Source organism: Candidatus Methylobacter favarea, from assembly GCF_902806695.1.
In the GTDB taxonomy this organism is placed as follows: Bacteria; Pseudomonadota; Gammaproteobacteria; order Methylococcales; family Methylomonadaceae; genus Methylobacter_B; species Methylobacter_B favarea.
On the sequence record NZ_CADCXN010000061.1, the window covers coordinates 1 to 24,602 of the forward strand.

The 24,602-nt window shown below is 47.6% G+C and carries 20 protein-coding genes and 1 CRISPR repeat array; of the genes, 7 read left to right on the forward strand and 13 right to left on the reverse strand.

From position 1 onward, the window contains the following. Positions 1-95 precede the first annotated feature (95 nt). A CRISPR array of direct repeats spans positions 96-1,037; the repeat unit is 32 nt; unit sequence GTTTCAATCCACGCGCCCGCGCGGGGCGCGAC. A gap of 177 nt (positions 1,038-1,214) precedes the next feature. The 7 genes from cas2 to cas3 form a co-directional block, all read right to left on the reverse strand. Next, positions 1,215-1,505 carry a CRISPR-associated endonuclease Cas2 gene (gene cas2, locus HUX64_RS09075; RefSeq protein WP_174625915.1) on the reverse strand — a complete coding sequence of 97 codons (291 nt, stop codon included), beginning with the start codon at positions 1,503-1,505 and terminating at the stop codon, positions 1,215-1,217. A 15-nt stretch (positions 1,506-1,520) separates the two neighbouring features. Then, positions 1,521-2,555 (reverse strand): type I-C CRISPR-associated endonuclease Cas1c, encoded by a 1,035-nt coding sequence (gene cas1c / locus HUX64_RS09080; RefSeq protein WP_174625916.1) that lies wholly within the window; start codon positions 2,553-2,555, stop codon positions 1,521-1,523. Between the two features lie 2 nt (positions 2,556-2,557). Beyond that, positions 2,558-3,313: a CRISPR-associated protein Cas4 gene (gene cas4 / locus HUX64_RS09085; RefSeq protein WP_246246972.1), complete on the reverse strand. Its 756-nt coding sequence runs from the start codon at positions 3,311-3,313 to the stop codon at positions 2,558-2,560. A gap of 169 nt (positions 3,314-3,482) precedes the next feature. After that, on the reverse strand, positions 3,483-4,433 hold the full coding sequence (gene cas7c, locus HUX64_RS09090) for a type I-C CRISPR-associated protein Cas7/Csd2 (RefSeq protein ID WP_174625917.1): 951 nt from the start codon (positions 4,431-4,433) through the stop codon (positions 3,483-3,485). Next, positions 4,408-6,504, reverse strand: a complete 2,097-nt coding sequence (gene cas8c / locus HUX64_RS09095) for a type I-C CRISPR-associated protein Cas8c/Csd1 (RefSeq protein WP_174625918.1) — start codon at positions 6,502-6,504, stop codon at positions 4,408-4,410. Before cas8c ends, cas7c begins: the two co-directional genes overlap by 26 nt. Continuing rightward, on the reverse strand, positions 6,501-7,205 hold the full coding sequence (cas5c, locus tag HUX64_RS09100; protein ID WP_174625919.1) for a type I-C CRISPR-associated protein Cas5c: 705 nt from the start codon (positions 7,203-7,205) through the stop codon (positions 6,501-6,503). Before cas5c ends, cas8c begins: the two co-directional genes overlap by 4 nt. A gap of 106 nt (positions 7,206-7,311) precedes the next feature. Further along, a complete protein-coding gene (gene cas3 / locus HUX64_RS09105; RefSeq protein ID WP_217426483.1) occupies positions 7,312-9,762 on the reverse strand; it encodes a CRISPR-associated helicase Cas3' in 2,451 nt (816 codons plus the stop codon). A gap of 409 nt (positions 9,763-10,171) precedes the next feature. Here cas3 and HUX64_RS09110 point away from each other — a divergent pair, with 409 nt between their 5' ends. Together HUX64_RS09110 and rimI are read left to right on the forward strand one after the other, a co-directional pair. Next, a complete protein-coding gene (locus tag HUX64_RS09110; protein WP_174625921.1) occupies positions 10,172-10,906 on the forward strand; it encodes a uracil-DNA glycosylase in 735 nt (244 codons plus the stop codon). Next, positions 10,887-11,429, forward strand: coding sequence for a ribosomal protein S18-alanine N-acetyltransferase (gene rimI / locus HUX64_RS09115; RefSeq protein WP_174625922.1), 543 nt, complete (start codon positions 10,887-10,889; stop codon positions 11,427-11,429). Before HUX64_RS09110 ends, rimI begins: the two co-directional genes overlap by 20 nt. 312 nt (positions 11,430-11,741) lie before the next feature. Here the strand turns inward: rimI and HUX64_RS09120 are convergent, their stop codons facing one another. Next, positions 11,742-13,052: a TRZ/ATZ family hydrolase gene (locus HUX64_RS09120; RefSeq protein ID WP_174625923.1), complete on the reverse strand. Its 1,311-nt coding sequence runs from the start codon at positions 13,050-13,052 to the stop codon at positions 11,742-11,744. A 59-nt stretch (positions 13,053-13,111) separates the two neighbouring features. Here HUX64_RS09120 and mtnA point away from each other — a divergent pair, with 59 nt between their 5' ends. Both mtnA and cysZ read left to right on the forward strand, forming a co-directional pair. Continuing rightward, complete coding sequence (gene mtnA, locus HUX64_RS09125) at positions 13,112-14,152, forward strand: S-methyl-5-thioribose-1-phosphate isomerase (RefSeq protein WP_174625924.1); 1,041 nt, start codon at positions 13,112-13,114, stop codon at positions 14,150-14,152. Further along, the gene (cysZ, locus tag HUX64_RS09130; RefSeq protein ID WP_174625925.1) at positions 14,139-14,858 is read left to right on the forward strand and encodes a sulfate transporter CysZ; all 720 of its coding nucleotides are present in this window, start codon (positions 14,139-14,141) and stop codon (positions 14,856-14,858) included. Before mtnA ends, cysZ begins: the two co-directional genes overlap by 14 nt. A gap of 8 nt (positions 14,859-14,866) precedes the next feature. Here the strand turns inward: cysZ and HUX64_RS09135 are convergent, their stop codons facing one another. After that, positions 14,867-16,540: a glutamine--tRNA ligase/YqeY domain fusion protein gene (locus HUX64_RS09135; RefSeq protein ID WP_174625926.1), complete on the reverse strand. Its 1,674-nt coding sequence runs from the start codon at positions 16,538-16,540 to the stop codon at positions 14,867-14,869. 243 nt (positions 16,541-16,783) lie between these two features. On the opposite strand from HUX64_RS09135, the gene HUX64_RS09140 reads away from it, so the two are divergent. From HUX64_RS09140 to HUX64_RS09150, 3 genes are read left to right on the forward strand one after another with little or no spacing between them, the layout of a single operon-like run. After that, positions 16,784-17,548 (forward strand): glycerophosphodiester phosphodiesterase, encoded by a 765-nt coding sequence (locus tag HUX64_RS09140; RefSeq protein ID WP_174625927.1) that lies wholly within the window; start codon positions 16,784-16,786, stop codon positions 17,546-17,548. Then, a complete protein-coding gene (locus HUX64_RS09145) occupies positions 17,548-19,128 on the forward strand; it encodes a glycerol-3-phosphate dehydrogenase/oxidase (RefSeq protein WP_174625928.1) in 1,581 nt (526 codons plus the stop codon). Before HUX64_RS09140 ends, HUX64_RS09145 begins: the two co-directional genes overlap by 1 nt. Beyond that, positions 19,113-20,519: an FGGY family carbohydrate kinase gene (locus HUX64_RS09150; protein WP_174625929.1), complete on the forward strand. Its 1,407-nt coding sequence runs from the start codon at positions 19,113-19,115 to the stop codon at positions 20,517-20,519. Before HUX64_RS09145 ends, HUX64_RS09150 begins: the two co-directional genes overlap by 16 nt. Positions 20,520-20,749: 230 nt before the next feature. Here HUX64_RS09150 and HUX64_RS09155 read toward each other — a convergent pair whose 3' ends face one another. The 4 genes from HUX64_RS09155 to HUX64_RS09170 form a co-directional block, all read right to left on the reverse strand. Continuing rightward, positions 20,750-22,297 carry a cation:proton antiporter family protein gene (locus HUX64_RS09155; RefSeq protein WP_174625930.1) on the reverse strand — a complete coding sequence of 516 codons (1,548 nt, stop codon included), beginning with the start codon at positions 22,295-22,297 and terminating at the stop codon, positions 20,750-20,752. Positions 22,298-22,403: 106 nt separating this feature from the next. After that, positions 22,404-22,682, reverse strand: coding sequence for a type II toxin-antitoxin system HicA family toxin (locus tag HUX64_RS09160; RefSeq protein ID WP_174625931.1), 279 nt, complete (start codon positions 22,680-22,682; stop codon positions 22,404-22,406). Positions 22,683-22,838: 156 nt separating this feature from the next. After that, on the reverse strand, positions 22,839-23,369 hold the full coding sequence (locus tag HUX64_RS09165; RefSeq protein ID WP_174625932.1) for a hypothetical protein: 531 nt from the start codon (positions 23,367-23,369) through the stop codon (positions 22,839-22,841). 520 nt (positions 23,370-23,889) lie between these two features. Beyond that, positions 23,890-24,405, reverse strand: coding sequence for an aspartate carbamoyltransferase (locus tag HUX64_RS09170; RefSeq protein ID WP_174625933.1), 516 nt, complete (start codon positions 24,403-24,405; stop codon positions 23,890-23,892). Positions 24,406-24,602: the final 197 nt, after the last annotated feature.

A 24,602-nucleotide genomic window follows, 5' to 3' on the forward strand; every position in this document is an offset into this window, starting at 1 on the left:
ATCCAACACCCTTATTCTCTCATGAAGAATAAGGGTGTTGCTTCCTGATTTCATTTATTTAACTCTTGCCCATTTCATACATAAATGGCATCTGTGTTTCAATCCACGCGCCCGCGCGGGGCGCGACTCGCGTCCTTGATCGGATCGGGCACGTCTTCAGCAGTTTCAATCCACGCGCCCGCGCGGGGCGCGACGGGGGAGGAACTGAAAGAAGACAATCATAATTGTTTCAATCCACGCGCCCGCGCGGGGCGCGACTATTACGCGGAGCAAAGCCGGCTCGCTTCAAAGTTTCAATCCACGCGCCCGCGCGGGGCGCGACCGACGGACGCTTTAGCGCCGGCCATGCGCCCTGGTTTCAATCCACGCGCCCGCGCGGGGCGCGACGATGTCTTTCCTTTTTATAACGCGGCGTAATCTGTTTCAATCCACGCGCCCGCGCGGGGCGCGACGCTTTGGCGGTGTTGTATTCAAGCAGGTAGATCATGTTTCAATCCACGCGCCCGCGCGGGGCGCGACAGCAAAACTACATGCGAAGATTGCCGATACCAGTTTCAATCCACGCGCCCGCGCGGGGCGCGACCGCCGATGGTCTATATGGCCACCCAGCCGAACCTCGTTTCAATCCACGCGCCCGCGCGGGGCGCGACTTTGACCCGGCCGGCAAGACCGAGACCGATAGCGTTTCAATCCACGCGCCCGCGCGGGGCGCGACCCCCCGGTGGACATTTTCCCAAGCCCGGGAGTGGTTTCAATCCACGCGCCCGCGCGGGGCGCGACATCAGGTCGTGGCCGAGCGCCGAATTCGGCAGGTTTCAATCCACGCGCCCGCGCGGGGCGCGACTTTGCAGGATGCTCAAACTGATAGATGACAAAGTTTCAATCCACGCGCCCGCGCGGGGCGCGACCAGCTGATCTGGCGGCAGAGCCAGGGCTATCTGTTTCAATCCACGCGCCCGCGCGGGGCGCGACTGAGCAGGCCGGCGCTGGCCAGCGCCTGCGCCTGTTTCAATCCACGCGCCCGCGCGGGGCGCGACTGCCTTTGCCTAACTGATTGAATTTAAAAGCCAAATACTCCTTTAGCTGCGAATCAATTAAAGCAAGTGCGATAAACATTATAATTCAATCAAGACTAACTATAAAAAGACATACTAATCAGTATGTTATGATGGTTGCGAAAGCTATGCGTTTTTTATGTCAGCTTGGTGTTCGCATCACACCAGTAACAGTCCATTTAAATCCAATACTTTTTTTGCGCCTATATGCTCAACCCGGCGTTTCCAGTTATTGCCCAGGTAATAAAATCGTAAACTGTCCTCCTCTTCATCCATTGCTTTGATTAAATCATTTTTTAATAAGGTCCACTGCGCCCTATCAACCTCCACTTCAAAAACCGAATACTGTACGCGCTGCCCAAAGACCTGGCATAGCTTCGCTATTCTCCGCAGGCGTTTTGGTCCGGTTTGGTTTTTAAAGCTGACATCATAGGTTACCAGAATCAACATGTTGACTTCTCCTGATTATTTCCACAAAAACGGCACATAACTATCACAGTCATCGCGCAAGTAGCGCGCTAATATTTGGGCTTGCAGCCAAGGCAACAGACCTATCGGTACGGTTTCTTCAAACCAGGGGTGCATTAAGGTATCCTGTTTACGATCTTGCCATGCGGCCAATAAGGTTTTGCGGGGTTCTTCTTTTAACGTTACTGAACCATTAGGCCAATATTCAAAATCCTTGACGGCCAGTTGACGTTTGTTAATTAATGACAATACTAACCGATCGATCATGGGCCTGAATTCTTCAGCCAAATCTAAGGCTAGTGACGGCCTGCCGCTGCGTAATTGATGTAAAAAACCACTGGACGGGTCTAATCCTGTGGTTTCCAGAGCTGAGCGGCAATCATGGATTAGCAAGGTATAGCAAAACGACAGCAAGGCATTAACAGGATCGGTCGGCGGTCTTCGCCTGCGAATGTCAAATTCAAAACCAACTTGCCGGATCAGATGTTGAAACACCCCAAAGTACACTTGGGCAGCTTCGCCTTCTCGTCCCATCAGGGTATCGATGGTTTTGCATTCGGGGAGTTGCGCTAAACAGCGGGTCAAACGTTTTTCGGCAGCTGCAAGTTTTATAAGCGCCTCTTGCTCACTGGCTTGATCGCCATAATCACGCACATAACGTCTCAGCACATAACGCTGGTTATAAAGTTTACCCGACAGCATGATCCTTGCTATGACAACGCTTTTTTCGGTATCGTGGCCGGTTAAATGTTGGGTGCGCCGAAGTAGCACGTTACCGCTAACAGGCCCTTCGACTCGCGCCAGATATTTTCCAAATAGATTCAAGTAAGTAATGATAATGCCGTTTTCCGCACAATGCGCCATGAGATAAGGCGAAACGGTCACCTGTCCAAAGCACACCAGACCTTGTAATTTGTGGATAGGTATGCGTGCCTTGATTTCGTTGTCTACTTTTAACACCAGGTTCTCGTTATCCTTATGAACCCAGGAATTTTGAGTTTGGATGTAAATGACGTTACGTAAGGGACGCATGATTAATCCTGTGCCAGTTGTTGCGTCAGCCAGGCTGACGCTGATTTAGCAAATTTTTTGGGATGGCACTGATCAATCAGCGAACAGCCTCTGCATTTTTTTGCTTGATAAAGGGCTTTGGGTGTTGCTTTAGTCTGCACAATGGCACGACAGGCCAAAATGGTTTGCGCCGTTAAATCACGTAATTCAGCATCAAAAACCACGGGATGCCGACGGCGAACTTCGCCATAAAATAATGCGCCTTCCGGCACAGGCACGCCATCCATTTCCTCCAGACAGAGCGCCTGAGCGCATAGCTGCACTTCATCGGCGCGGTGCGCTTTGGGCTTGCCGCGTTTGTACTCAATGGGAAAGGGAATTTCCGCACCATCCGCTTGCTTGTGATATTCCACCACATCGGCGACGCCCTCGATGCCCAGCTCTGCATTTGCCAACCGTAACGCCCGCACGGTACGCACCGTACCGCGTTTTTGCTGCTCGGCCTGATTTACCCGCTGGTGCAATACCTGCCCCTCCGCCGTAAACTGGTTTTCTATCCAGATATCTTCCAGTTCGATTAGGCCGAATTGCCGAGGGCAATATAGGTAGTGTTGCAGGCGGGACAGGTAGATGGGTTCCAGGGTTTGCATTATTGTCATCAATCTAGCAATAACCACGTCGTTCCGGCATGGATTGCCGGAACCCAGAAACCAAGGACGGTAAACAGGTCCACATCCCTGTGAACTGGATTGCTCACCGCCTCCTTGCGGTTCGGGCATCGCCCCGTGCTGCGCACGTCCAAATTCGCTCCCAGCGAATTAGTCCGGCACAAATCTGTCCAGAACAGATTTGCATTAACCCGAAGGGCTTCGGGCAAGGAAGCCTGGAGTGAATCCATGCCGGTATGACGACTTAATTTAATAGCAGTCATGGCTTGCACGGTAAGCTTTAAAATCCGTCAATGATTTCAGGCTTCAAATTGCCAACTTCTAATTTTTTAGCGTTTTCAGAATCTGGTTTCAAATTATCTATTTGATTTAATAAGCTTTTACCCTCTTTGATATTTTCTTTCCAAGCATCTATCAATTCCGATAGTAAAATATGTACATTAGCTGACGAATATTGCCCTGCTTTTGAGTTGTGCTGCCACCAGATAACTTTTTTAACGGCCATTGAACCTGCGGGCCTCGCTGAAGATTCATCACCTTCAAAGAGTCTGGGTAATACGGCTTTAATCAGTTCTGCATCGTTATCACTAAATCCAGTTCTTTCAGCTAATTGAGGTGTCATTGCCCCGTAGGTTACATAAATAGCAGTGTCTTCTACTCGGTGCTTCATGCCCATCGTATCAGAACCTTTTTTTGTTCCATCGCTTTCGCCACTGACACTTTTAGTGATTTGGGTACTGGTAATATTTATCCGCTCAATGCTAAAAGCAGATTGAATGGTGACTGGGCCTCGAATTGCGATAGAAACGCCTTCGGCATTCCCTTTTTTTGCTTTCCCAATGGAAGCTTCTTCGTCTTCATCTTTTTTATATTTATAGGCAAAGAGTTGCCCAAAGCTGCGTACATCCAGCCACTTTTCACAGGCGAGCTTGGCAAGTTTCTCTTTGTCTTTAAACACATCCTTACCTAAGCCAATCGGTGGGTTGGCTTCGGCTCTATCCCTCAAACTATTCATACCATCAATTTTTTTCTCATCAGATTGAACAAAGATTGCTTGTTCATCAGCCTGTAAACGATCACGAATTTTACGTTTTAAACAAACATCGGTAATTTCTCCTTTGCCGGAATAATCGGTACGCGGACGGTTATCATTTAATGGATCGCCATTGGGGTTTGCTTTTCGAACACTGATGATAAGGGCAAAATCAATTTTGTGGCTTAAGCTGCTCATGGTTTTTTCCTGAATTGGTTTGAGTGTTGGTTGTTTCGGATTCGTTTTTAGAAAAATGACGTTGGCAGTGATAGCCTAACAAAAATTCACAAGATAAAGCTCCAGGTCGAGTGAAATCATCATTTACAAATAATGCAAAAATCTCATCGAGTTCACTCAAACGATTAGTTAAAAAACCTGGTCGCCATTCTGAACCTGTTTTTAAGCGTTGAAGATAAGGCTGCAGTTCTTTAAAAATAATTTGCCAAGTTTCACAAGGACGCTCTGAAAAACGCGGCATATAAAGCATGGCCTTAGTGATTCGGTTTTTATCTTCATCGCGTAACACTGCTTCTTCAATACGTTCTGCTATCGCTAAAAGTCTGCCAAACAAATAATCGCGAGTGTTTCTGTTTTTTTCTAGTGCCATAGCGTATCTCTGGTAGTTAATCTCTGGGTGACGTTGGCAATAACCTCGATACAGCGCACAGGCAATACCAAGACTTTTGTACCAAGCAATTTGTTTTTGTTTTGATTCGGAATTCTGGGATAAAGGATTGTTGTTGAAACTGCGCTTAATTACGTTACGAAAGCAAGCCTGAACCAAATTGATTGAAATTTGTTGGTCTTCAAAAATACAGGGAATCAAGCTTTCGACTACTTTTTTCTTTATGTTAAGTTTTTTCTTTTTATCACCAAATGTTAAATTACCGTTGTCATCTAACCGACCATAAGCAATCAATGCAATGTCTTTAGGAATTGGAGAACAGGGAATCCAACCAAATTTAGGTTTCGTGCTTTTTTTCAACTCGTCGTGTTTTTTAAGCTCAGAGTATTGATACCAAGAAAATTCACTATGCCATTTTTCCAATCGCTCAAGAAATTCATCATTAAAAAATTCACGGTAGTAAATAATGCTTATCCGGCCATCTGAGGTAGAGTCCAATCCCATAATAATAATTTGTTCATTTGGTTCTAATTTTGCTTGGTATCCAGCAATACGATTACGAAGTTTTAGCGCGTATGATTCTCCTAAGTCACGGCTGTGATCGATAAGATTTATTGGTTCAGGTGATTTATTTTCTTCTATTTCTTCAAAATCATCTTCATCATCAAAAGTCCAAGCATTGTTCAAAGAGTCGGGTATTTTTTTACCTGATATTGCCCATGAAATAAAAACCTGGTCATCATTTTTAAAGCCCCGTTTCTCTATTAACCAAGCTAAGGCAGCATGTGCTTTTTGCGTTGTGGCTGAACCAATGCTAAATGATTGAAGCCCGATTTTTTTAGCACTGTCTTCTTCATCGGTGAATCTTCCTAAAAACGTAAAACCTTGCCAATCATTTGAAGAAATCAATTTGGCGTTTTTTTTGCTCGGATGTACTTTTGCTGGATGTTTATTGGCCAATGTTGTCAATTCTCCAGTGACATAACATAAGCCTTCAATACCGTCTTGATCGGAAACAAAATCTATCCATTTATCTTGCAGAGTTTTATCCTCCCAAACGTCCGGTTCTAAGTCGTCCATGTTTAATTCGACTGACCAGCAAATTAAGGCATCGCCGAAATCGATAAGTTTTGTTTTAGCATCGGCAAGGCTTTTAAATGTGGGATGTAGCGTTTTTTCATCCGCATTTTTTAAGACTGGCAGCAAACCATCTTTTATTGGCAATATGTGCTTATCCATTAAATCCCGAACAACATTGCCTTTGCTTATATATTCATAAATTGCTTCAGCTCTTGGGTGTTTGTACTTTGAATCGCACCAGCTTTTTAATAAAGCGGAATACTCATTATAAAAACTGGCTTTTTTGCCGCCCAAAGCAGAATAGTCTTTTGCCACATAACGTAACTTTTCCGATAAGGGATGAGGCGGAGGTTTGGAACCTGTTCTGCCCATTTTGCTTTTTTCTGTAGCAGGTACGTTTATTCTTGCTCCCTTGTCCATAATATCCGCTCGTTTAAACCTACCCGTGCCATCAAGAACGATTTTAATATGCACTTTCTCGCTAACATGCGCTATAGGCAGTAATTCTTGCTTTTGAAGCATTGCTTCCTCATAAGTGAGGTAAAGCTTTTCCATCCAGCTCATAGCCATTCCTCCATGTCATCAACTGGCTGTATATTTTCCTTTAAGACAAAGGTCTTTTTGTACATATCTCTGACTTTACGGCGTTTTTCACAGTTTTCCGGCTTTGGAAACTCTAAAATCCCGCGTTTTAATGTGGCGTTCCACAAAATACTTTCTAGTTGGTCTTTGCCGGTTTCATCAGGATACGCAAAACTATGGAACATCAAGCCGAAAGCTAATTCATCGAGCTCATCATAAGCACCCTCACCTGCACCAAATTCACAAGGTTCTACATACGCCTGACAATCGCGTGTGCCTAAAAAAATATCCTGCCTGCCGCCTTTTTCCAGGGTGCGTTTTAGAATGCTGAAATGCTTGCCGTCAATACGGTCTTTCGCCAGTTCGGGGCGATATTCGTTCCATTCAAAATGCGCTTCAACCTGATATTCGACATCCCGCAAAAAAGTATAAATAGCCAAGCTATTGCCACCATTCCACACCAAAGGCTTAGTGCCTTTGGTTTGAGTACGCAACGGCTTTATCACCCTGACTTTATCGACATACCAAATCAGGGTGGGCTTCCAGTAGATGGATTTGAGTACTCCTTTTATCGCCTCATAAGTCGGTAAGTGATACGAGCACTTTTCACCGCCTACTTTGGTAATGGGATCGGTAAATAACGCATACCTGCCCCACAATCGAAAACTAATGCTGTTTTTCACGAGCACCTTCCTTTGGATATATAAAAAATTATGTAGGGTGGGCAGTGCTTTTCTGCCCACTTCTCATCGGTAAATGGTGGGCAAATGGTATAGCTGTTTGCCCACCCTACAAAATAATCGCTTCAGTCTTACCAACAGGTTCGGTAGACAAGCCAAATTCTGGACTGTAATAGCGTTCATCCAAACAATACATGCCTTCACCCGGATGAATTTCATGCACTGCCTTTTGCTCAAGCAATTTTTTCCATACATTCGGAAAGACGTTAACGCTGAATTTTTGCGCTTGCTTTAAACAAGCATAGTAGCCTGGTGCATTAAATGCTGTTGACAGTCCGCATAATTCAGCAATCAATTGTTCTCCCTGTTCATAGGGAACAATGACGGATTGCGTCGGCGCGTCTATCGCTTTAAAAGCATTGCCGGCAGTCATAAACGATTGTCTTAATTGCAAGGGTTCTTCTCGGTGAATATTCGACTTATTATTGCTGAGTAAACTCAATAGCGTGTCGATTCGCCCGGCCTGTTTTTCATTCAACGAATAAGCCATTTCATCTGCACGGTCATAAAAATAGTATCTAAAATACAACGCTATGACTTCAGGATCTAATAAGGCTTTACCATCAATCTCACTGAATACCCGTCTGGTTTTTTCCTGCCCTACTTTGATGTCGATCAGCTGATCAATGGTTTCTTTTGACGGATTGACGACATGCACAGTAGCGGTATCCAAGCGACCATTTCTATTACAGCGCCCCGCTGCTTGGGCTATCGAATCCAAGCCTGCCAGAAAGCGGATAACGCTGGCAAAATCAATATCGACACCGGCCTCAATCAATTGGGTGCTGAAACATAACACCGGAAGACCATCCGCTAGTCTTGCCCGCATTCTGCGGAAAAGTTCACTCCGGTGTGCGGAACATTGATTGGTGCTTAAATGAAATAAGCTATCAGCATCGACTGTTTTCGAGCATTTGACATACAAGGCCTGCGCCCACGCTTTGGTATTGACGATAACCAAGCAATTGCCTTTAACTTTGAATTCAGACAGTGCCAATTCCGCTATTTCTTCTTCCGACCAGCCTTCAGGCTTGGTTTTATTGCTGATTTCAACGCGCTTTAATTGATCGAATAATTGTCTGACATCAGGTATTAGGTGATTTTCATCGAGGATCAGTAATTGGCCTTTTTCCGACGACCTCAATTGATCTAGCAAGGGCTGGGTTGCTGTACATAAAACTGCGGTTGTTTTGGTATAGGTACTTAAAAAGTTAAGAGCATTACAAAATAAATGCGTGCAGTTAATGGGTAAGGTTTGAATTTCATCAAAAATGATAACGCTATTCGATAATTGATGCAGACGGCGAGCGCCCCGCGTACCGCCGCTAAACAATGTTTCTAAAAACTGCACCATCGTAGTCAAGACTATGGGGGCATCCCAATTTTCAGCAGCTAGTTTGCTGTGCCAGGTTTGAGTTTCCGGCTCTAAATTTGAGTGATGTTCAAGTACCCAAGAATAATCCTCACCAACCTGTTCAATAACTTTGCGGATGGCTTGAGCATTTTGCTCAATAATTGAGGTGTAGGGAATAATATAGATAATGCGCTCTAACCCATGTTTTTTTGCATGATACAGTGCATAACGCAGGCTGGCATAAGTCTTACCGCCGCCTGTCGGTACGGTAAGCGTATAAATGCCTTGTGCATCCTGCGCCCGATTTTTACAGGTATCAGAAATCGTGTTGCGTATCGCGTTAATCGGTGTGTCGTTGGCTTGTTGCTCGGTTAAAAACAACTCCAGACGATTTATGGCAATAATCCACGACACGGCTTTATTTCGATAAGACGCATTTTTCGGGATTTCAAAATCAGCACTATTGATACGGTCTGCGTCAATCAGGCAACTGAATAAAAATCGCGTCCAAAAACCGATATAAAAGTGTTTAATGGTTTCAGATATTAATTGCCCGTGCTGCTCTTGCTGGGTTAATAATTTTATTTGCTTGAGTATGGCGGACATTAAAGGCTTATCAGCCAACTGTCCTGCCTGTTCTAAAATTATTGCGTCCGCATTGTGTTTGCATTCGGACAAATTGGACTTTTCATCCTCTTTGTCCATGCGCACCTTGAAACCATTAACCCCCTCCGGTTTTAAACAATCAATTAAGCCACTATGATGTGAAGCAATACACAGCGCCAGTATTTGTCCGCATAATTTTCCTTCCCCATTTTTCCCAACTTTACCAAGCGCTTCCCATACCCACTGGGCGCCTGCGGTAGAGTGATCTATTTTGCCTTTTAACGCTTTTGTATTGACATAATCATCGTCAATATCCGGATTGAGTAGGCCGGTTGCAGATTTTATGTAGTTTTGAAATTGGGAGCTGTATTTACCGAAATCATGTAATAGCCCAATGAGTTCGCCTGCCTCGGGTACATTGATTTTTGTAGCTAATTTTTTGGCTATGGCGGCAACTTCACGTAAATGATTGTCCAGTGTTTGCTCTTTTTTGTCAGCAACCCGGAAGTGCGCAATGTAAGGTTTATTTTTCTGTTTCAATTGAATTACTCGTAAAATCATTCTAAATGTTAAGAACCAGTAAAGCTGTAAAACACGATAAATCAAGAAATCGACTCAATATGGCCGTATTTTTATTACCTCACCTGGCAGTAATTCCTTTATCTATTCAACTTGTTCCTGACTGTCTGATTTCAATCAACAAAAAAAACCTGGAATTTATGTATTATTTATGCGCATAAAAGCATATTTGAGGTGTTTTTCTTTTGTCATGCTTTTAACAGCGAACTGGCTATTTGTTTTTATGACGCTCTGATATTTAGCGGCTTCAGTAAACTTTTTGTCGTAACTCATCTTGTCCTGGCTTACAATTAATTATCTTCATGAGGATGCGGGATAATGTTTTAATGTTCTTTATGGTTACTGATAAGCAGCGCAGATGAGGTTGATTTTGGATAACGCGAGACGCCTGCAATATCTGGAGGCCATGGGCATTGATGTCTGGATTTCGAAAACATTGACGCAACCTGCGCAATCGCCGCCTTCGGCAACAGAAAGTTATAGCCTTGACACTCCGGGGCCATCTGTTGAATCTGATTTGCCGGAAGTAATAAACTGGAAGTCGCTGCAAAATGAAGTTGCTGTCTGCACAAAATGTTCCCTCTGTGAAACGCGCAACCGGACAGTTTTCGGGTCGGGTAATAAAAATGCGGACTGGATGCTGATCGGTGAAGCGCCGGGGCAAAATGAAGATTTGCAAGGCAAGCCTTTTGTCGGCAGCGCCGGGCTATTATTAACTGAAATGTTAAGGGCGATAGGCCTTGCCCGGGAAGAAATCTTCATTACCAATATAGTAAAATGCCGACCTCCCGGCAACCGCAATCCCAAGCCTGATGAAATTGAAAGTTGCAGGGATTACCTGCAAAGACAACGGCTGTTGATCAAGCCAAAAATTATATTGGCAGTAGGCCGCATTGCAGCACAGACATTATTAAAAACAGATGAGCCTCTTTCCAAACTGAGAGGCAAACTACATAGGCTCGATAATACGCCGGTTGTTGTAGTTTATCATCCGGCGTATTTGCTGCGCTCCTTGCTGGACAAACGCAAAGCCTGGGTGGATTTAACATTCGCAGTGCAAACCTATAAAAATATTGAAGGTCATTATGCAGGGATTATTAGATAAAATTAAAAATTTTGTAGTTTATGATGCTGATAAAGAATTTTACGCCAAGGTTTTTCCTGATTCCGTGGGCAGAAAGGATTTAATACGCCTTAGAAAAATGTATGCTTCTGACTTACCGGCGGTTTTGGAAATTGAAAGAAAAAATTATCAGTTTCCGTGGGGAGAAGACATTTTTAAAGACTGCTTCAGAGCCGGTTATAGCTGTTGGGTATGTGAAGAGCTCGATAAAGTATTGGGCTATAGCATTCTTTCAATCGCCGCAGGCGAAGCGCATATTTTAAATATTTGTGTGGACCCGGCCGAGCAAAAGCAGGGCATAGGCCGCAAGATGCTGGAAAACCTTATTGAAGTAGCGAGGGGGCGCGCAGAAACCATTTTTCTGGAAGTCAGACCTTCCAACCCGGTCGCCATTGCGCTCTATAAAAAAATCGGCTTTAATGAAATCGGCATCAGGAAAGGTTACTATCCGGCCGAAAACGGCCGCGAAGATGCAATGATGTTTGCATTGCAGTTATTTAAATAAACTGCTGCGCATTATCTGAGCCGATTTATTTTGAATGATGGGTTCGGCAATTGCTGTTTTCATGAATTTCAGCCGCCGGCGCGGCAAGACCTATTCTCATCCTGGCTGATTCCGGGTAGTTCGAATCTCCCTGCGCTGCTGCCATAAAAAAGTAGGAGACAGGGATTTCAATCCAGGGCCAAAATCATTGATTAAAATTTCTGGTTTCCGGTTCGAGCTTTTCCCGATCTCAACGCTATTCGGCTAAGCTGTTGCTTGAACCGCTTCCCTGAAACTTATCATTGGGGGCTACTAAAATTCAAAATTTCCAGATCAACTTGCCAGCCGCTGCTGCCATTCGGCAACTTTCAGTTTTAAGTCAGCGGTGTTAATGGTGGTTAGCTGCCGCTGTTTTAACAAGCATCTGCCGGCTACCCACAGGTCGGTGACTTGCTGCCGGCTGGCGGCGTAAACTATCTGTGAAACAGGGCAATATAACGGTTGTGTTTCCAGGCAGGATAAATCAATCGCAATCACATCGGCGGATTTGCCGATGCTCAGAGAGCCGATTTCATTATCCAGACCTAAGGCCCTGGCGCCGTTAATCGTAGCCATGCGTAGGGCGGTCATGGCCGGAACTGCGCTAGCGTCGCCGGCAACGGCTTTGCCGAGTAAAGCCGCGGTGCGCATTTCCCCGAACATATCGAGGTCATTGTTACTGGCAGGGCCGTCGGTGCCTAATGCAACATTGATTCCTGCCGCCAGACATTTGGCGACCGGGCAAAAACCGCTGGCCAGTTTTAAGTTGGATTCCGGGCAATGCACGATATGTGCTCCAGTGTGGGCAAACAGGCTGATTTCATCGCCGCTTAGCTGGGTCATGTGAACCCCGAGGAATGACGGATTGATCAGGCCGAGCTCATGCAGTCTCTGCAAGGGCCGCCGGCCGTTTTGTTTCTGCGCCTCTTCGACTTCGTGCAGGGTTTCGTGAAGATGCATATGGACAGGCAATTCCAGCTCATCGGCTAAGGTCCTGATTTTTTGCAAAGCTTCATCCGAAACGGTATAAGGGGCATGCGGCGCAAAAGCTGCAGAAATCAATGATTGATGACGCAGCTGGTCATGCAGGGCAAGGCCTTTTTCTATATACTCCGCCGTGTTTGAAGCCCATACCGTCGGAAAATCAATGACTATGAGCCCGACAATGGCGCGTATGCCATGCTGTATAGCCTGTGCTGCGGTTACTTCGGGATAAAAATACATGTCATTGAAGCAGGTCGTTCCTCCCCTGATCATCTCGGCAATCGCCAGGTCCGTCCCGTCCCTGACAAACGCTTCACTCATCCACTTTTGTTCCAGCGGCCAGATATGATTTTGCAGCCAGTCCATCAAATGCAGGTCATCGGCAATGCCGCGCATCAAGGTCATGGCCGCATGGGTGTGGCAATTGATCAAACCGGGCAGCAGCGCATGGTTTTCCAGATTTTCGGTGGCAAGGCCCTGATATTTTTGCCTGGCCAGGCCGGTAGGCAACAGGTCGACAATTCTGCCGCCGTCAATAACCAGCGTATGATGTTCCAGGGTTACGGATTCGGGTTCAACAGGTATAATCCAGCGGGCATGAATTAGGGTATCGACGATCATGAGAGATTCCTGTGTTAAGTTGTAAAATTATAACTTTTTAACATCAGTTTTGATAAATAATGACAATGCAAAATAATTTGACGGTACAAGCCTTGCAATGGACCGGGGACACGCTAAGAGTGCTTGATCAACGGCAATTACCTGAACAAACCATTTACGATGAATATAGCGACGCAGCCGGCGTGGCCAAAGCTATTGCCACAATGCGCGTGCGCGGGGCTCCGGCAATCGGCATTGCCGCCGCCTACGGGGCAGCGCTTTCTGCACGTCGTCATTATGGCGCAGCGGACTGGCGGCAACGGGTTATGGATGATATTGAATTACTCGCCCAATCCAGACCTACCGCCGTCAATTTGTTTTGGGCATTGGATCGGATGAAAACGGTACTGAATCAGCAGCTTGAGCAGCCGCTGGCGGCAATCTCGGCCTGTGCGGAAAAAATCCACGCCGATGACATTGCCGCCAATTATGCGATGGGGGAGCTCGGGGCCGACATTATCACCGGCGCCAGAGGCGTCATGACCCACTGTAATACCGGCGCTTTGGCAACCGGAGGCTATGGCACGGCACTGGGCGTTATCAGAAGCATGTACAGGAGAAATCATATAAAAGTGTATGCCGGGGAAACCAGGCCCTGGCTGCAGGGCATGCGGCTAACTGTCTGGGAGCTGGCTCAGGAGAGCATTCCCGTCACATTGGTTGCGGATTCGGCAGCGGCATGGCTGATGAAATCAGGCGCCATAGACTGGATAATCGTCGGCGCCGACCGCATTGCCGCGAACGGCGATACCGCAAATAAAATCGGCACTTATTCATTAGCCGTATTGGCCAAGCAGCACGGCGTTAAACTCATGGTGGCGGCGCCCACCTCCACGATTGACTGGAAGACATCTTGTGGCGATCAGATAGAAATCGAACAACGCCATCAAAATGAATTACTGGCTGCGTGCTACCTTAAGGAAGGCTCTGTAGTCAGCGCCTGGAATCCTGTCTTTGATGTGACGCCGGCGGAATTAATTTCAGCAATTGTCACAGAACGCGGCGCTGTCCTGCATCCCTCCGAGCAAAGTCTAAGGATTTTAAAAAATGAGAGTGAATAATAAAGGCAACAATCCCGTTTTAGCTGTCAGTTCTTTTTTCAAGGGTGTGGGATTATTGGGCACGCCCGGCTTACGCAAGTTTCTGGTTGTCCCGGTATTGATAAATATCGTGCTGTACAGCGCAGCGCTGGCATTAGGTTATTTCTATGTAGCGGATTTGATTAACCAGTTTATCCCGGGCTGGCTGCAATGGTTAAGCTGGATATTATGGCCGCTGTTTTTTATCAGCTTTTTTATAGCCGGTTTTTTCACTTTCACGGTATTGGCGAATCTGATCGCCGCTCCCTTTTACGGGAAATTATCGGCAAAAGCCCTGGCCATAATATCCGGCCGGAGCTATGCAAGCGCTGAACAGCCTTTGGCGAAAGTCATGTTGGCCGAATTAAGACGTCTCGGGTATTTTGCCGTCCGTGCAATCCCGCTGCTATTGCTGTCTATTATTCCCGGTCTCAATGTGATCGCGCCGTTTCTTTGGGCCTTATTCGGAGCCTGGGGCATGGCGCTGGAATACATGGCCTATCCACTGGAAAATGAAGGATTATTGTTTTCTGAACAGAAACAACTACTTAAAAGCATGAGGCTGGGCGCCTTGAGTTTTGGCGGAATAGCCGTTTTAGGACTGACTATTCCGCTGTTAAATATTATCGTCGCGCCGGCCGCTGTGATTGGCGCCACCGTTTATATGAACCGTATCAGGCAGGATTAATCCAAAGACTATAGGGCGGTGCCTTTTTCCCAGGTATCTCGCAAGGTTACGGTGCGGTTAAATACCAGTTTGCCGTCAACACTGTCTATCGCATCGAAGCAGAAATAGCCTGTTCTTTCAAATTGATAGCGGCTTTCCGGCCGGGCGTCAGCGAGGCTAGCCTCGACTCTGCAACCGGTAAGCACTTCCAGCGAATCAGGATTTAACACATCCAGGAAGTTTTCCTCATTATCCGGATTAGGAACCGTGAACAGCCGGTCATAAAGACGCAGTTCCGCCGGTTTTGAGTGTTGTTCGGAAACCCAGTGGATAACGCCTTTAACCTTGCGGCCTTCGGGGTTTCTGCCCAGCGTGTCGAGATCATAGGAGCAGCGCAGCTCAATAATATTGCCGTCGGCATCCTTGATGACTTCATTGCACTTGATAACATAAGAGCCGCGTAAACGCACTTCCCCGCCTGTTATCAAGCGCTTGAATTTGGGCGGCGGCATTTCTGCAAAGTCATCCTGTTCAATCAGCACGACTTTGGCGAATGGCACGGCGCGTTTCCCAAGTTCCGGGCGTTGCGGGTGATTGCTGATTTCAAGATATTCGGTTTGATCTTCCGGATAATTGTCTATGACTACGCGCAACGGGTGCAAAACTGCCATAGCCCGGGGCGAATTGTCATTCAAATCTTCCCGGATGCAGTACTCCAGCACCGACATTTCTATCCATGAGTTTTGTTTGGTGACGCCGATGCGTTCGCAAAAATCGCGAATCGCTTTGGGCGTAACACCTGCTCTGCGCAAGCCTGCAAGCGTCGGCATGCGCGGGTCATCCCAGCCATTGACATGCTTTTCAGTGACCAGTTGATTAAGTTTGCGCTTGCTGACAATCGTGTACTCCAGCTGCAATCGGGCAAACTCTATCTGCTGGGGATGGCAGGGCGTATCAAGCTCATCGAGCACCCAGTCGTAGAGCGGGCGGTGGTCTTCAAACTCCAGGGTGCACAGCGAATGCGTGATGCCTTCAAGCGCATCGGAAATGCAGTGGCTATAATCATACATCGGATACAGGCACCAGTCATTGCCGGTACGCTGATGATGTGCGCGCCGGATCCTGTATAGCGCAGGATCGCGCATATTGATATTCGGCGATGCCATGTCGATTTTGGCGCGCAATACATATTGACCGTCCGCGAACTCGCCATTGCGCATGCGCTTGAATAAATCCAGGTTTTCTTCTATGGAGCGGTTCCGGTCCGGGCTGGCTTTTCCGGGTTCGGTCAAGGTGCCGCGGTATTGCCTGATTTGTTCGGCCGACAAGCTGTCCACATAAGCTTTGCCCTGGCGGATCAATTGCAGGGCGTAATCATAGAGCTGTTCGAAATAATCCGAAGCATGGCGCAGTTCCGTCCATTCAAAGCCCAGCCAATGCACATCCCTTTTGATGGATTCCATGTATTCGACGCTTTCCTTTTCAGGATTGGTGTCGTCAAAACGCAGGTTGCAAGCGCCGTTATATTCGGCGGCAATACCGAAATTCAGGCAAATCGATTTGGCGTGACCGATATGCAGATAACCGTTAGGCTCCGGCGGAAACCGCGTGGCGACTTTGCCGTTGTTTTTGTTTTCCTCAAGGTCCTGATTAATGATCTGGCGGATAAAATTGGACGAAGGCTGAGTATCGTTTGTGGGCATTGGGTTAGTATGGGTTAATTATGTTATTGAATCTGATAAAGGAATTGAAAGTTAATTTCATGGAAAACTTTACTGCACCCCTGAATTTTAGTAAAGATCAAGCTGCATGGCTGGCTATTTAGCCGGCGTTTCTTACACAAGATAACCTGCTTCTGTTCGCATTTTACCATGCGCTGAATTATGCTGGCTAAAAACGGCAGTTTGCGGCAGGACACTTTAAACCTTTTATACAGTCATCAATTTATGAAAATTCAAAATCCCGGCTCATGCCTTATTTTCGCTCACCGCGGTGCAAACCGCGAGGCTGCTGACAATACCCGCGCCGCTTTCAACAAAGCGCTGAACTACCCGATAGACGGCATGGAAACGGATGTTCAGCTTAGCCGGGACGGTATTCCAGTGCTTTGGCATGACCGCTTTCTCAATAAACTGGGCCATCCCTGGAAACACATTGACGATTTTGATTACGCACAGCTTGAACAAATGAATTTTGCCCGCCACTTTTCCTCGTCGGCTGAACCGGAAGGCGTTTTAAGCCTGAAGGAATTTCTTGATACCTACCGCGGACGCTGCCGGTTGCAGATTGAAATCAAAAACCGCGATTGGGAGCAGCCCCACCGGCACGAAAGTAAAATAAAACAATGTATAGACCTCATCGGCGATCCCCGGGAACATGGAATTTTCATTTCCTGTTTCAACCTGGCCAGCATGATTTTTGCCGATCAGTATGCCCCCGGTTTTCCGCTTTATTATGCCTTAAAAGAGCATCATACCCAGACTGATATTGAGGGCTTTTTGAAAGAACATGAATTTTTGCAGGGTTTGTGCATGCCCATCGCGATACTCACCGATGCCATCATCGAACGGCTGCGCAATAACGGCAAAGGCATCGTAACCTATACCTGCAACAGCAATGAAGAAATCACCCATGCGTTAAATTTTGGTGTCGATGTGCTGATAACCGATTTTCCGCAAAAAGCGCTGCAAATCAGATCTGCTCGTAATTAATGCAACGGGACTTTTCACGGCTCAAGAGCCGGCAGTTTGATGTGCTGATTTGCGGCGGCGGAATATACGGCGCATGGACTGCCTATGATGCCGCATTGCGCGGCTTAAAAGTGGCCATTGTGGATCAGGGGGACTGGGCCTGCGCCACCTCTTCCGCCTCCAGCAAGCTGATTCACGGCGGCCTGCGTTATCTGGAATCCTTCGATTTAAAACTGGTCCGCAAAACGCTTGCTGAACGCCGGATGCTTCTCAAATCCGCGCCGCACCGGGTTTGGCCGCTGCGTTTTGGCGTTCCTGTTTATAAACATAGCCGCATTGGTTCATTCAGACTAAAGATCGGCCTGAGCCTGTATGACCTGCTTGCGGGTATTGTCCAAAAAGACCAGGCTTATCATCGCTACTCCCGAAGCGACTTTATAAAGCGCTTCCCATTTCTTGTACCTGAGCACTTAATCGAAGGCTTCACTTATTTTGACGCCCAAACCGACGATGCCCGTTTGGTGCTCGAACTGATAGACGGCGCCCGGACAAACGGGGCTGTTTGCCTGAATTATTGTAAAGTCATGCGATTTTTGGAAAACAACGGCCAAGTCTGCGGCGCTGAAATCCGGGATGAGACTAACGGAGAAACAGCAAAAATCCGTGCGGCCCAAGTCGTTAATACAACAGGCCGATGGTCGGCAACCCTTCAAAATGGAAACCTTAGCTACCGATTATCAAAAGGCGTGCATTTAATAATGCCCGGATTGCTTGAAACAGAAGCCCTGCTGCTGACAGCCGAAACTGACGGGCGCGTTTTCTTCCTGATTCCTTGGTACGGGCTGACCCTATTGGGAACTACCGATACCGATTATCACGGCAATATCGATCAGCTTTCTGTCGACGAGGAAGACATCCGTTACCTGCTGACCGAAGCTAATCGCGTATTGAAGACGGTTAACTGGACTGAACAGGATATTATCGGACGCTACGCCGGTTTACGCGTATTAAAGTCAAGCGCGGAAGCATCGCCGTCCAGCGTCAGCCGCGACTGGGAATTACACGTAGCAGAAAACGGCTTGCTTTCTTCAATTGGTGGAAAACTGACGTCGGCCAGACAGGATGCTGAGGTCATTGTCGATACACTCTGCCAAAATTTAGGCGTTAACGCCTCCTGTCAGACTTTTGGAAAAGCGTTTCCGTGGCTGCCTGAAGAAGATTATAAAGAATGGACAGAAACTACTCTGAAAATAGCAAGGGGGCTCGGCATAGATAATTCAAGCGCGCAATGGCTGCTACGGCGGCATGGCAATCGAGTCTCCGGCATTTTGCGATTATGCGAACAACATCCTGAGTTGGCTAAACGCATAATGCCCGCCCTGCCCTTTATTATGGCTGACCTGATTTTCTCTGCGCAGCATGAAATGGTCGTCCATCTGGAAGACCTGCTGCGACGCCGCATGCCTTTATTGATATTGGCGAAAATGACTGCCGGTGAATTAGAACGGCTGGCCCGAATTGCCGCAGATGCTTTGAATTGGGATGAGGATACGATGAATAATGAGCTCGACATCTGTTCCCGCAAATGGCTAATTCATTAACCCAAACCATTGCCCTCGATCTGGGTTCAACCTCAATCAAGGCCGGATTGCTGAACAATCACGGGGAATTCAACACGGTGCTTAGCCTCCCTGCACCGGTAATTTCAGGTGAAAACGGACGCTATGAAAGCGATGGGCTGGCCTATCTGAAAACAGCCAGTCAGCTATTGGAAATATGTCTGGCCGATGCAGGCAGTCATGCCCGACTGGGTTTATGCTGCCAGCGCTCTTCTTTTCTGATCTGGGAAAAGGCCGGAGGGCTTCCCGTAACCTCACTCATTTCGTGGCAGGATAGCAGAGGCGAGGCCAGTTGCGAGGCCTTGAAAGCAAAAGAAAGCACTATCATAGAACTCACCGGCCTGCGCCTCGCGCCTTATTATTTTGCCCCTAAAGTGCGGCAATTGCTTCAGCAGTATCCGGAATGGCGCATCGGTCTGGAGCAAGGTTCACTGCTCATTGGCACTCTGGATACTTTTCTGATCTGGCGCTGGTCGGGCGGGAAATATTATCAAACCGATGTGTCAATGGCGGCGCGCACGCTGTTAATGGATATTCACAGCGGCGACTGGTCGCAAAGACTGTGCGGCCTATTTGCAATCCCGTCCCCGATATTGCCCAAAATCAAGCCATCCTGCGGTTTGCTGCTGCCGCTGAACAATAACTGCCTGCTTAACGCCAGTGTCGCAGACCAGTCTGCCGCGCTAATCGCCGCCATAAAGCCCGAGAGCGCGGCAGCATTAGTCAATCTGGGCACCGGCGGCTTCGTCATCCGCTATATTCCCGATCAAGACAAGATACCGACAGAAGGCTACCTGAAAACATTAATCTATCAGGATATCGCCCTGACCTCTCATTTAGCCATTGAAGGCACGCTGAACTCCATCGCCGCGGCGCTGGCACCCTATCCTTTCAGGCAATGCCGGCTAGAAGATCTGGCTAAAATAGAACAGCTGTTTTGTATTCCCGAACCTGATGGAATGGGGGCGCCGTATTTTCATAAGCACGCCGGCATCGTATTTTCCTCATCCGTCGAGCACCTTAACCCGCATGAAATTGCTTGTTTATTGCTGGAAGGCATTATTTTTCGAGTAACGAAAATTCTCGAGGATTTTCATCAGCTATACGGCATAGAGCGTGTTTATCTGTCGGGCGGGCTATCTGAGTTGTCTACTTTACAACAAGGCATAGCTATAGCTTCATGCAGTTCATTTGAAGTCCGCCACCTGTTGCAAAAAGACGCCAGCCTGCAAGGCGCGGCTATCCTGGCCGCAGTCCTGCCGCCCGCTTGCCGGAGCAAATCCGTTAAAGTACAAGCAACACCTCATACTAAAGCTATAAGGAATAAATACGAACGCTGGAAACTTTGGTTTGAGGCATATCTTGGCTCGTAAATGCAGGCTGCATTTACGAGGCGAACGCTGACAATGCGCTGATGGCCAAGGATGCGCAAGCGCGGCTAAGGGCGGCGATTGCCAAGGTTAACATCGATATAAGCGCCGCCAAAGCCAAGCTGGATAAGCAGTAAAAGAGATTTGCGCCGGGGCTAATCCGAAAGAGCGGCCGCAGGTTGGAATGAATGCAGCGAATCCGGCATTCGGCCGTAGAAATAAATGAGCAGGCATTATTCCCGCAGCCTGGAATTGTCCCTTCCCAGTTGTCTGGCTAACTGGTTTCCAGCTTCAACCAGAGGATGAATCATAAAATTCGCCCCGAGCTGTCCCAACTTCTGTTTCTCTTCGGGGAAATAACAAATTGTGCCGATCTGGCCTGCATATTCTCTTTTTCTGAGCTGGCGTACTGCCGAACATCTTGCCTCAAAGTCAGGCAGGGTAAGAATAATGCATTTAACCCTGTCCAACGGCAGCCCCGCCCATAGCTCGGGATCTTCGGCATCTCCGTAAATTACGCGCCTGCCTTCGGCCAAAAGGCTTTCCAATACAGTCGGGTCAGCATCAAGGCCGACGACGCGCTTTTCCTGCTGATGCAAGGCATTATAGGCGGAGACTCCGGTGCGCCCCATTCCCACCACCAGCCATTCCGCCATGCCGATCGATTCAGGCAGACGGTCCGGGTGGCCGGTTTTTTTCTCGAAACGGGTTAAAAAGGGTTCAAACCGTGAAAACAATTGATGTGAATACCGGTTTAACGGCGCCGCAATCGCAAGAGATCCGGCTACCGCCACGGCAATGGTAGCGTTCCATTCCGAGGACAGCAGATTCGCTTTAACAACTGCGCCGGTGGTAATCAAGGCGAATTCGCTATAGGTCATCAAGGCCAGCGAAGAAATAAAAGCGGTGCGGGAACGCAATCCGGCCAACAAAAACAATACGAAGAACAATACTCCCTGCAACGGCAATATTCCCAGAAGCCCAAGCGCATTGATTATTTGAGCCCGATCCGGCAAATCGGCCAGGCCGATTTGCAAAAAAAATGCGACCAGAAAGACTTCCTTAAGACCCCAGAGTTTATTGGCAAGGTCATCTGTCTGGGGATGATCCGCCAGCATTACACCCATCAGCAGCGCGCCAATATCGGCTGAAATGTCAACGATTTCAGATGACACGCCTCCCGCCAGCGCCAGAGAAACGCCCAGCAGCAGTCTCAGTTCATCGGCCCGGCTGACAGTAAGCAATCGATGCGCCAGCGGCCGCAACACGGGTAAAATCAGCAATGCAAAAGCCCAAGGCGACAGTTGCCTGCCGTCCGCGAAAGCCAGCAGCGCTATCGCGATAATATCCTGCAATATCAGAATGCTGAGCACGCCGCGGCCATGCAGGGAGGAAAGCTCGCCATTGTCTTCCAATACCTTGATTGCGAGCACGGTGCTGGAAAAAGCCAGGCTGGCGCCCAATATCAGCCCGCCCAGGGTTTGTTCACCCAGCCACAGAAAAACAATGCTGGCAATCCCGGTCACAAACAATAAATGCAGACCACCCACGCTTAATACTTCGCGCCGCAGCAGCGATCTCAATTTAAGCTTTAACCCTACTGTGAACAGCAACAACTCAATGCCGATGTCGGCCAGGCGCGCCAAGGTTTGCCCTAACTCTATTCCGAAAGAGTGCAAAATATAGCCGGCGACTAAATAACCGACCAGAGGCGGAAAAGACAAGCGGCTGGCGATCAGGCCGCCTATATAGGCCGTACCGACCCAAACGAGTTCCGTCATGTGTTAATTATCCTGATGTTAGGCAAGCGCTTGTATATCCCATCCGTGAATATTAATAAAATAAATATCTCCCGCCGGATTTGCGCCGAGCTCCATCAGCGTTAGCCTATTGATCTCTTTCAGCTTCGTAAAGTGACGGACTGATGCCCGCGTGGGCGAGAAACTCCCGCAATTGTTTGATGTCCTGCCTGGTGCATTCGTTGCTATGATGGGGATGGTGCAGAATATCTTCAAACTGGTTCAGCACCACACGAAAACGGGCGCCATGGATGGGCTCTATAGCAGCGCCCAGGTGATGAAGCAAGGATTCAACTTCCCGCCAGTGAATATTTGCATTAACCGGATCCTGAAATATTGCCCGAAGCAGGTTTAAATGGCGACTCATGACAAGCGGCTCCTTTATAGTGATTCGAGAGTAGGATACCCCTTAAAAGCTTTACTGTTCAATAAAACGGAACAGGGGGGCGACAACCCCCACATTCTAAATGATAGCGCGCTGAAAATAAGGATAAATCCGCTTTTTTTGTTCTTGCTTTAGACTTTAATATCGGCCCAAATCGTTAATCGCATCCATCACCATTCCCGTCCCGATGGCAATCATTAAAATATCGGATGCCACACGTACAAAGCGATACCCGGGCGGCGGCGGCCCGATCTTAAAAAGCACTGCCGGAGGTAAATCGTAGACAACCACATCTCTTGGCAAGGGATGCCCTATGGCCCATTTTTTCGCTTGCCCAGGCGGCATGCAGCCGTTATGTTTTTTGGCTAGGCCTGAAGGACATCCGCCACTCCGGTATTCATTGACATAGTAGTCACGGATGAGCGTTTTATGCCGGTCGATGAAATACCGGCCGCCGCTAAAATTGGCTCTATCCCTGCCATGAGGAGCTCTATCGCTACCTCTGCCTTGCCGCTCATGACGGTCGTAGTGCTGCTCATTCTGCCGATGTTTTTCATGCTTGCCGCCGCCATGCGATGAGGGTCTGTCGGCCAATGCCGGAGCCGCGGTTAAAAACACGGCGGCAATTAAAACCCGCCTGCTTGTCTGTAAAATCTTAAGTTGCGCCATAATCTGCCGCTTTTTGTTTGAGTGAATAAAAATTACCCATCAATTATGGCTAACTTTATAGAAATCTCTAGCAACATTTCCTTCTTACAATATTAACCCCTGATCAAAACCTTGAATTATTGAATTTCCGGGAAGGCTTCCCAACCGCCAGCAGCCGCAGTTATCCATAGATTTTCAGATAGGCTGCGGCGCATATGAGGAATAAGAGGATAAAAATGGTGAGTCTACGGACTTATTCGCTGCCGGAGCACCGGTCAGTTGAGGCAGTGATAAATTCCGCTAATATGTCCGGTTTCGCATGTTTGCCGCTAAGAGAGGGTGCCTAACGCCTGATTGATACGCTACCGGCGATAAAACCAGCCAGTACATTGCCCGCTCTCAATTTGTAAATCCTGGCGCCTGGTTAAATTCACTTTAAACTCGCCATATTTTTTCAGCAAACTAAGCCTTGTTAAAGCTGTGAATCAGCTGCTAATGATTCCCGACAACCATTACTCCCATACAGTAATCAGCTTTAAATTTATTCTGAAGGCCTTAAATGGTGCTTAATATGTTCCGGTATTACATCATTGCCTTCATCGCTAATCTGGGCGTCAAACCATTCATGAAGAGCCTGAACATACTGGGGATATTCAGTTGAATAATGAATTTGTGCGCCATCCGGCAAAGCTTCATATTCAAATTTGATATCGTCGGCTGCTGCCAGTTTCAACTGGACAAGACCCGGCATATCAGCGCCGTGTATGCGTTCAGTCTCAGAAAAATCGCCTTTTCTGAAGTCTTCGGCCAGTTTCTGGAGATGCGCCTGGATCAGTTTTATTTGCGCGGTATTACCCGGCGATTTAACAACTACATGCTGAACACCGCCATGGACGGTTTTGGTAAAGGTCTGCAGGCTTTGATCAACGGCAAACGGCACTACCTGTTGACGGCGGTAGCGAACTTCATCAAACCGCTCAGGACCGGGTTTTTCAAGCGCCAGCGCTGCCGCAGCAAACAACAAAAGACCCGCCACCACTAAAAGGTAATGTTTCATACTCATACTCCTTGTTCAGTTAATACGCCAGGAAGCCAGATTATCATTCACCTACTTATCAAAAGACAAAATTTTCATTGATCAGGTTCAATAAATCGCAGCTACTGGAATGCGGCCGGGAGAAGCTGATGATATGGAGAATCCGGATTTCTGGAAATAAGGCGGTAATTTCAACATTCCATCGAGGAAAAAAGCTA

Bases quoted from the DNA above. Each gene is read 5' to 3' on its own strand.
- HUX64_RS09155 (WP_174625930.1), bottom strand. From the start codon at position 22,297: ATGACGGAACTCGTTTGGGTCGGTACGGCCTATATAGGCGGCCTGATC.
- HUX64_RS09140 (WP_174625927.1), top strand. From the start codon at position 16,784: ATGAAAATTCAAAATCCCGGCTCATGCCTTATTTTCGCTCACCGCGGT.
- HUX64_RS09135 (WP_174625926.1), bottom strand. From the start codon at position 16,540: ATGCCCACAAACGATACTCAGCCTTCGTCCAATTTTATCCGCCAGATC.
- HUX64_RS09160 (WP_174625931.1), bottom strand. From the start codon at position 22,682: ATGAGTCGCCATTTAAACCTGCTTCGGGCAATATTTCAGGATCCGGTT.
- cas8c (WP_174625918.1), bottom strand. From the start codon at position 6,504: ATGAGCTGGATGGAAAAGCTTTACCTCACTTATGAGGAAGCAATGCTT.
- HUX64_RS09170 (WP_174625933.1), bottom strand. From the start codon at position 24,405: ATGAAACATTACCTTTTAGTGGTGGCGGGTCTTTTGTTGTTTGCTGCG.
- cas1c (WP_174625916.1), bottom strand. From the start codon at position 2,555: ATGCGTCCCTTACGTAACGTCATTTACATCCAAACTCAAAATTCCTGG.
- HUX64_RS09165 (WP_174625932.1), bottom strand. From the start codon at position 23,369: ATGGCGCAACTTAAGATTTTACAGACAAGCAGGCGGGTTTTAATTGCC.
- cas2 (WP_174625915.1), bottom strand. From the start codon at position 1,505: ATGTTGATTCTGGTAACCTATGATGTCAGCTTTAAAAACCAAACCGGA.
- mtnA (WP_174625924.1), top strand. From the start codon at position 13,112: ATGACAATGCAAAATAATTTGACGGTACAAGCCTTGCAATGGACCGGG.
- HUX64_RS09145 (WP_174625928.1), top strand. From the start codon at position 17,548: ATGCAACGGGACTTTTCACGGCTCAAGAGCCGGCAGTTTGATGTGCTG.
- HUX64_RS09120 (WP_174625923.1), bottom strand. From the start codon at position 13,052: ATGATCGTCGATACCCTAATTCATGCCCGCTGGATTATACCTGTTGAA.
- cas7c (WP_174625917.1), bottom strand. From the start codon at position 4,433: ATGAGCAGCTTAAGCCACAAAATTGATTTTGCCCTTATCATCAGTGTT.
- cysZ (WP_174625925.1), top strand. From the start codon at position 14,139: ATGAGAGTGAATAATAAAGGCAACAATCCCGTTTTAGCTGTCAGTTCT.
- rimI (WP_174625922.1), top strand. From the start codon at position 10,887: ATGCAGGGATTATTAGATAAAATTAAAAATTTTGTAGTTTATGATGCT.
- cas4 (WP_246246972.1), bottom strand. From the start codon at position 3,313: ATGCCCGAACCGCAAGGAGGCGGTGAGCAATCCAGTTCACAGGGATGT.
- HUX64_RS09150 (WP_174625929.1), top strand. From the start codon at position 19,113: ATGGCTAATTCATTAACCCAAACCATTGCCCTCGATCTGGGTTCAACC.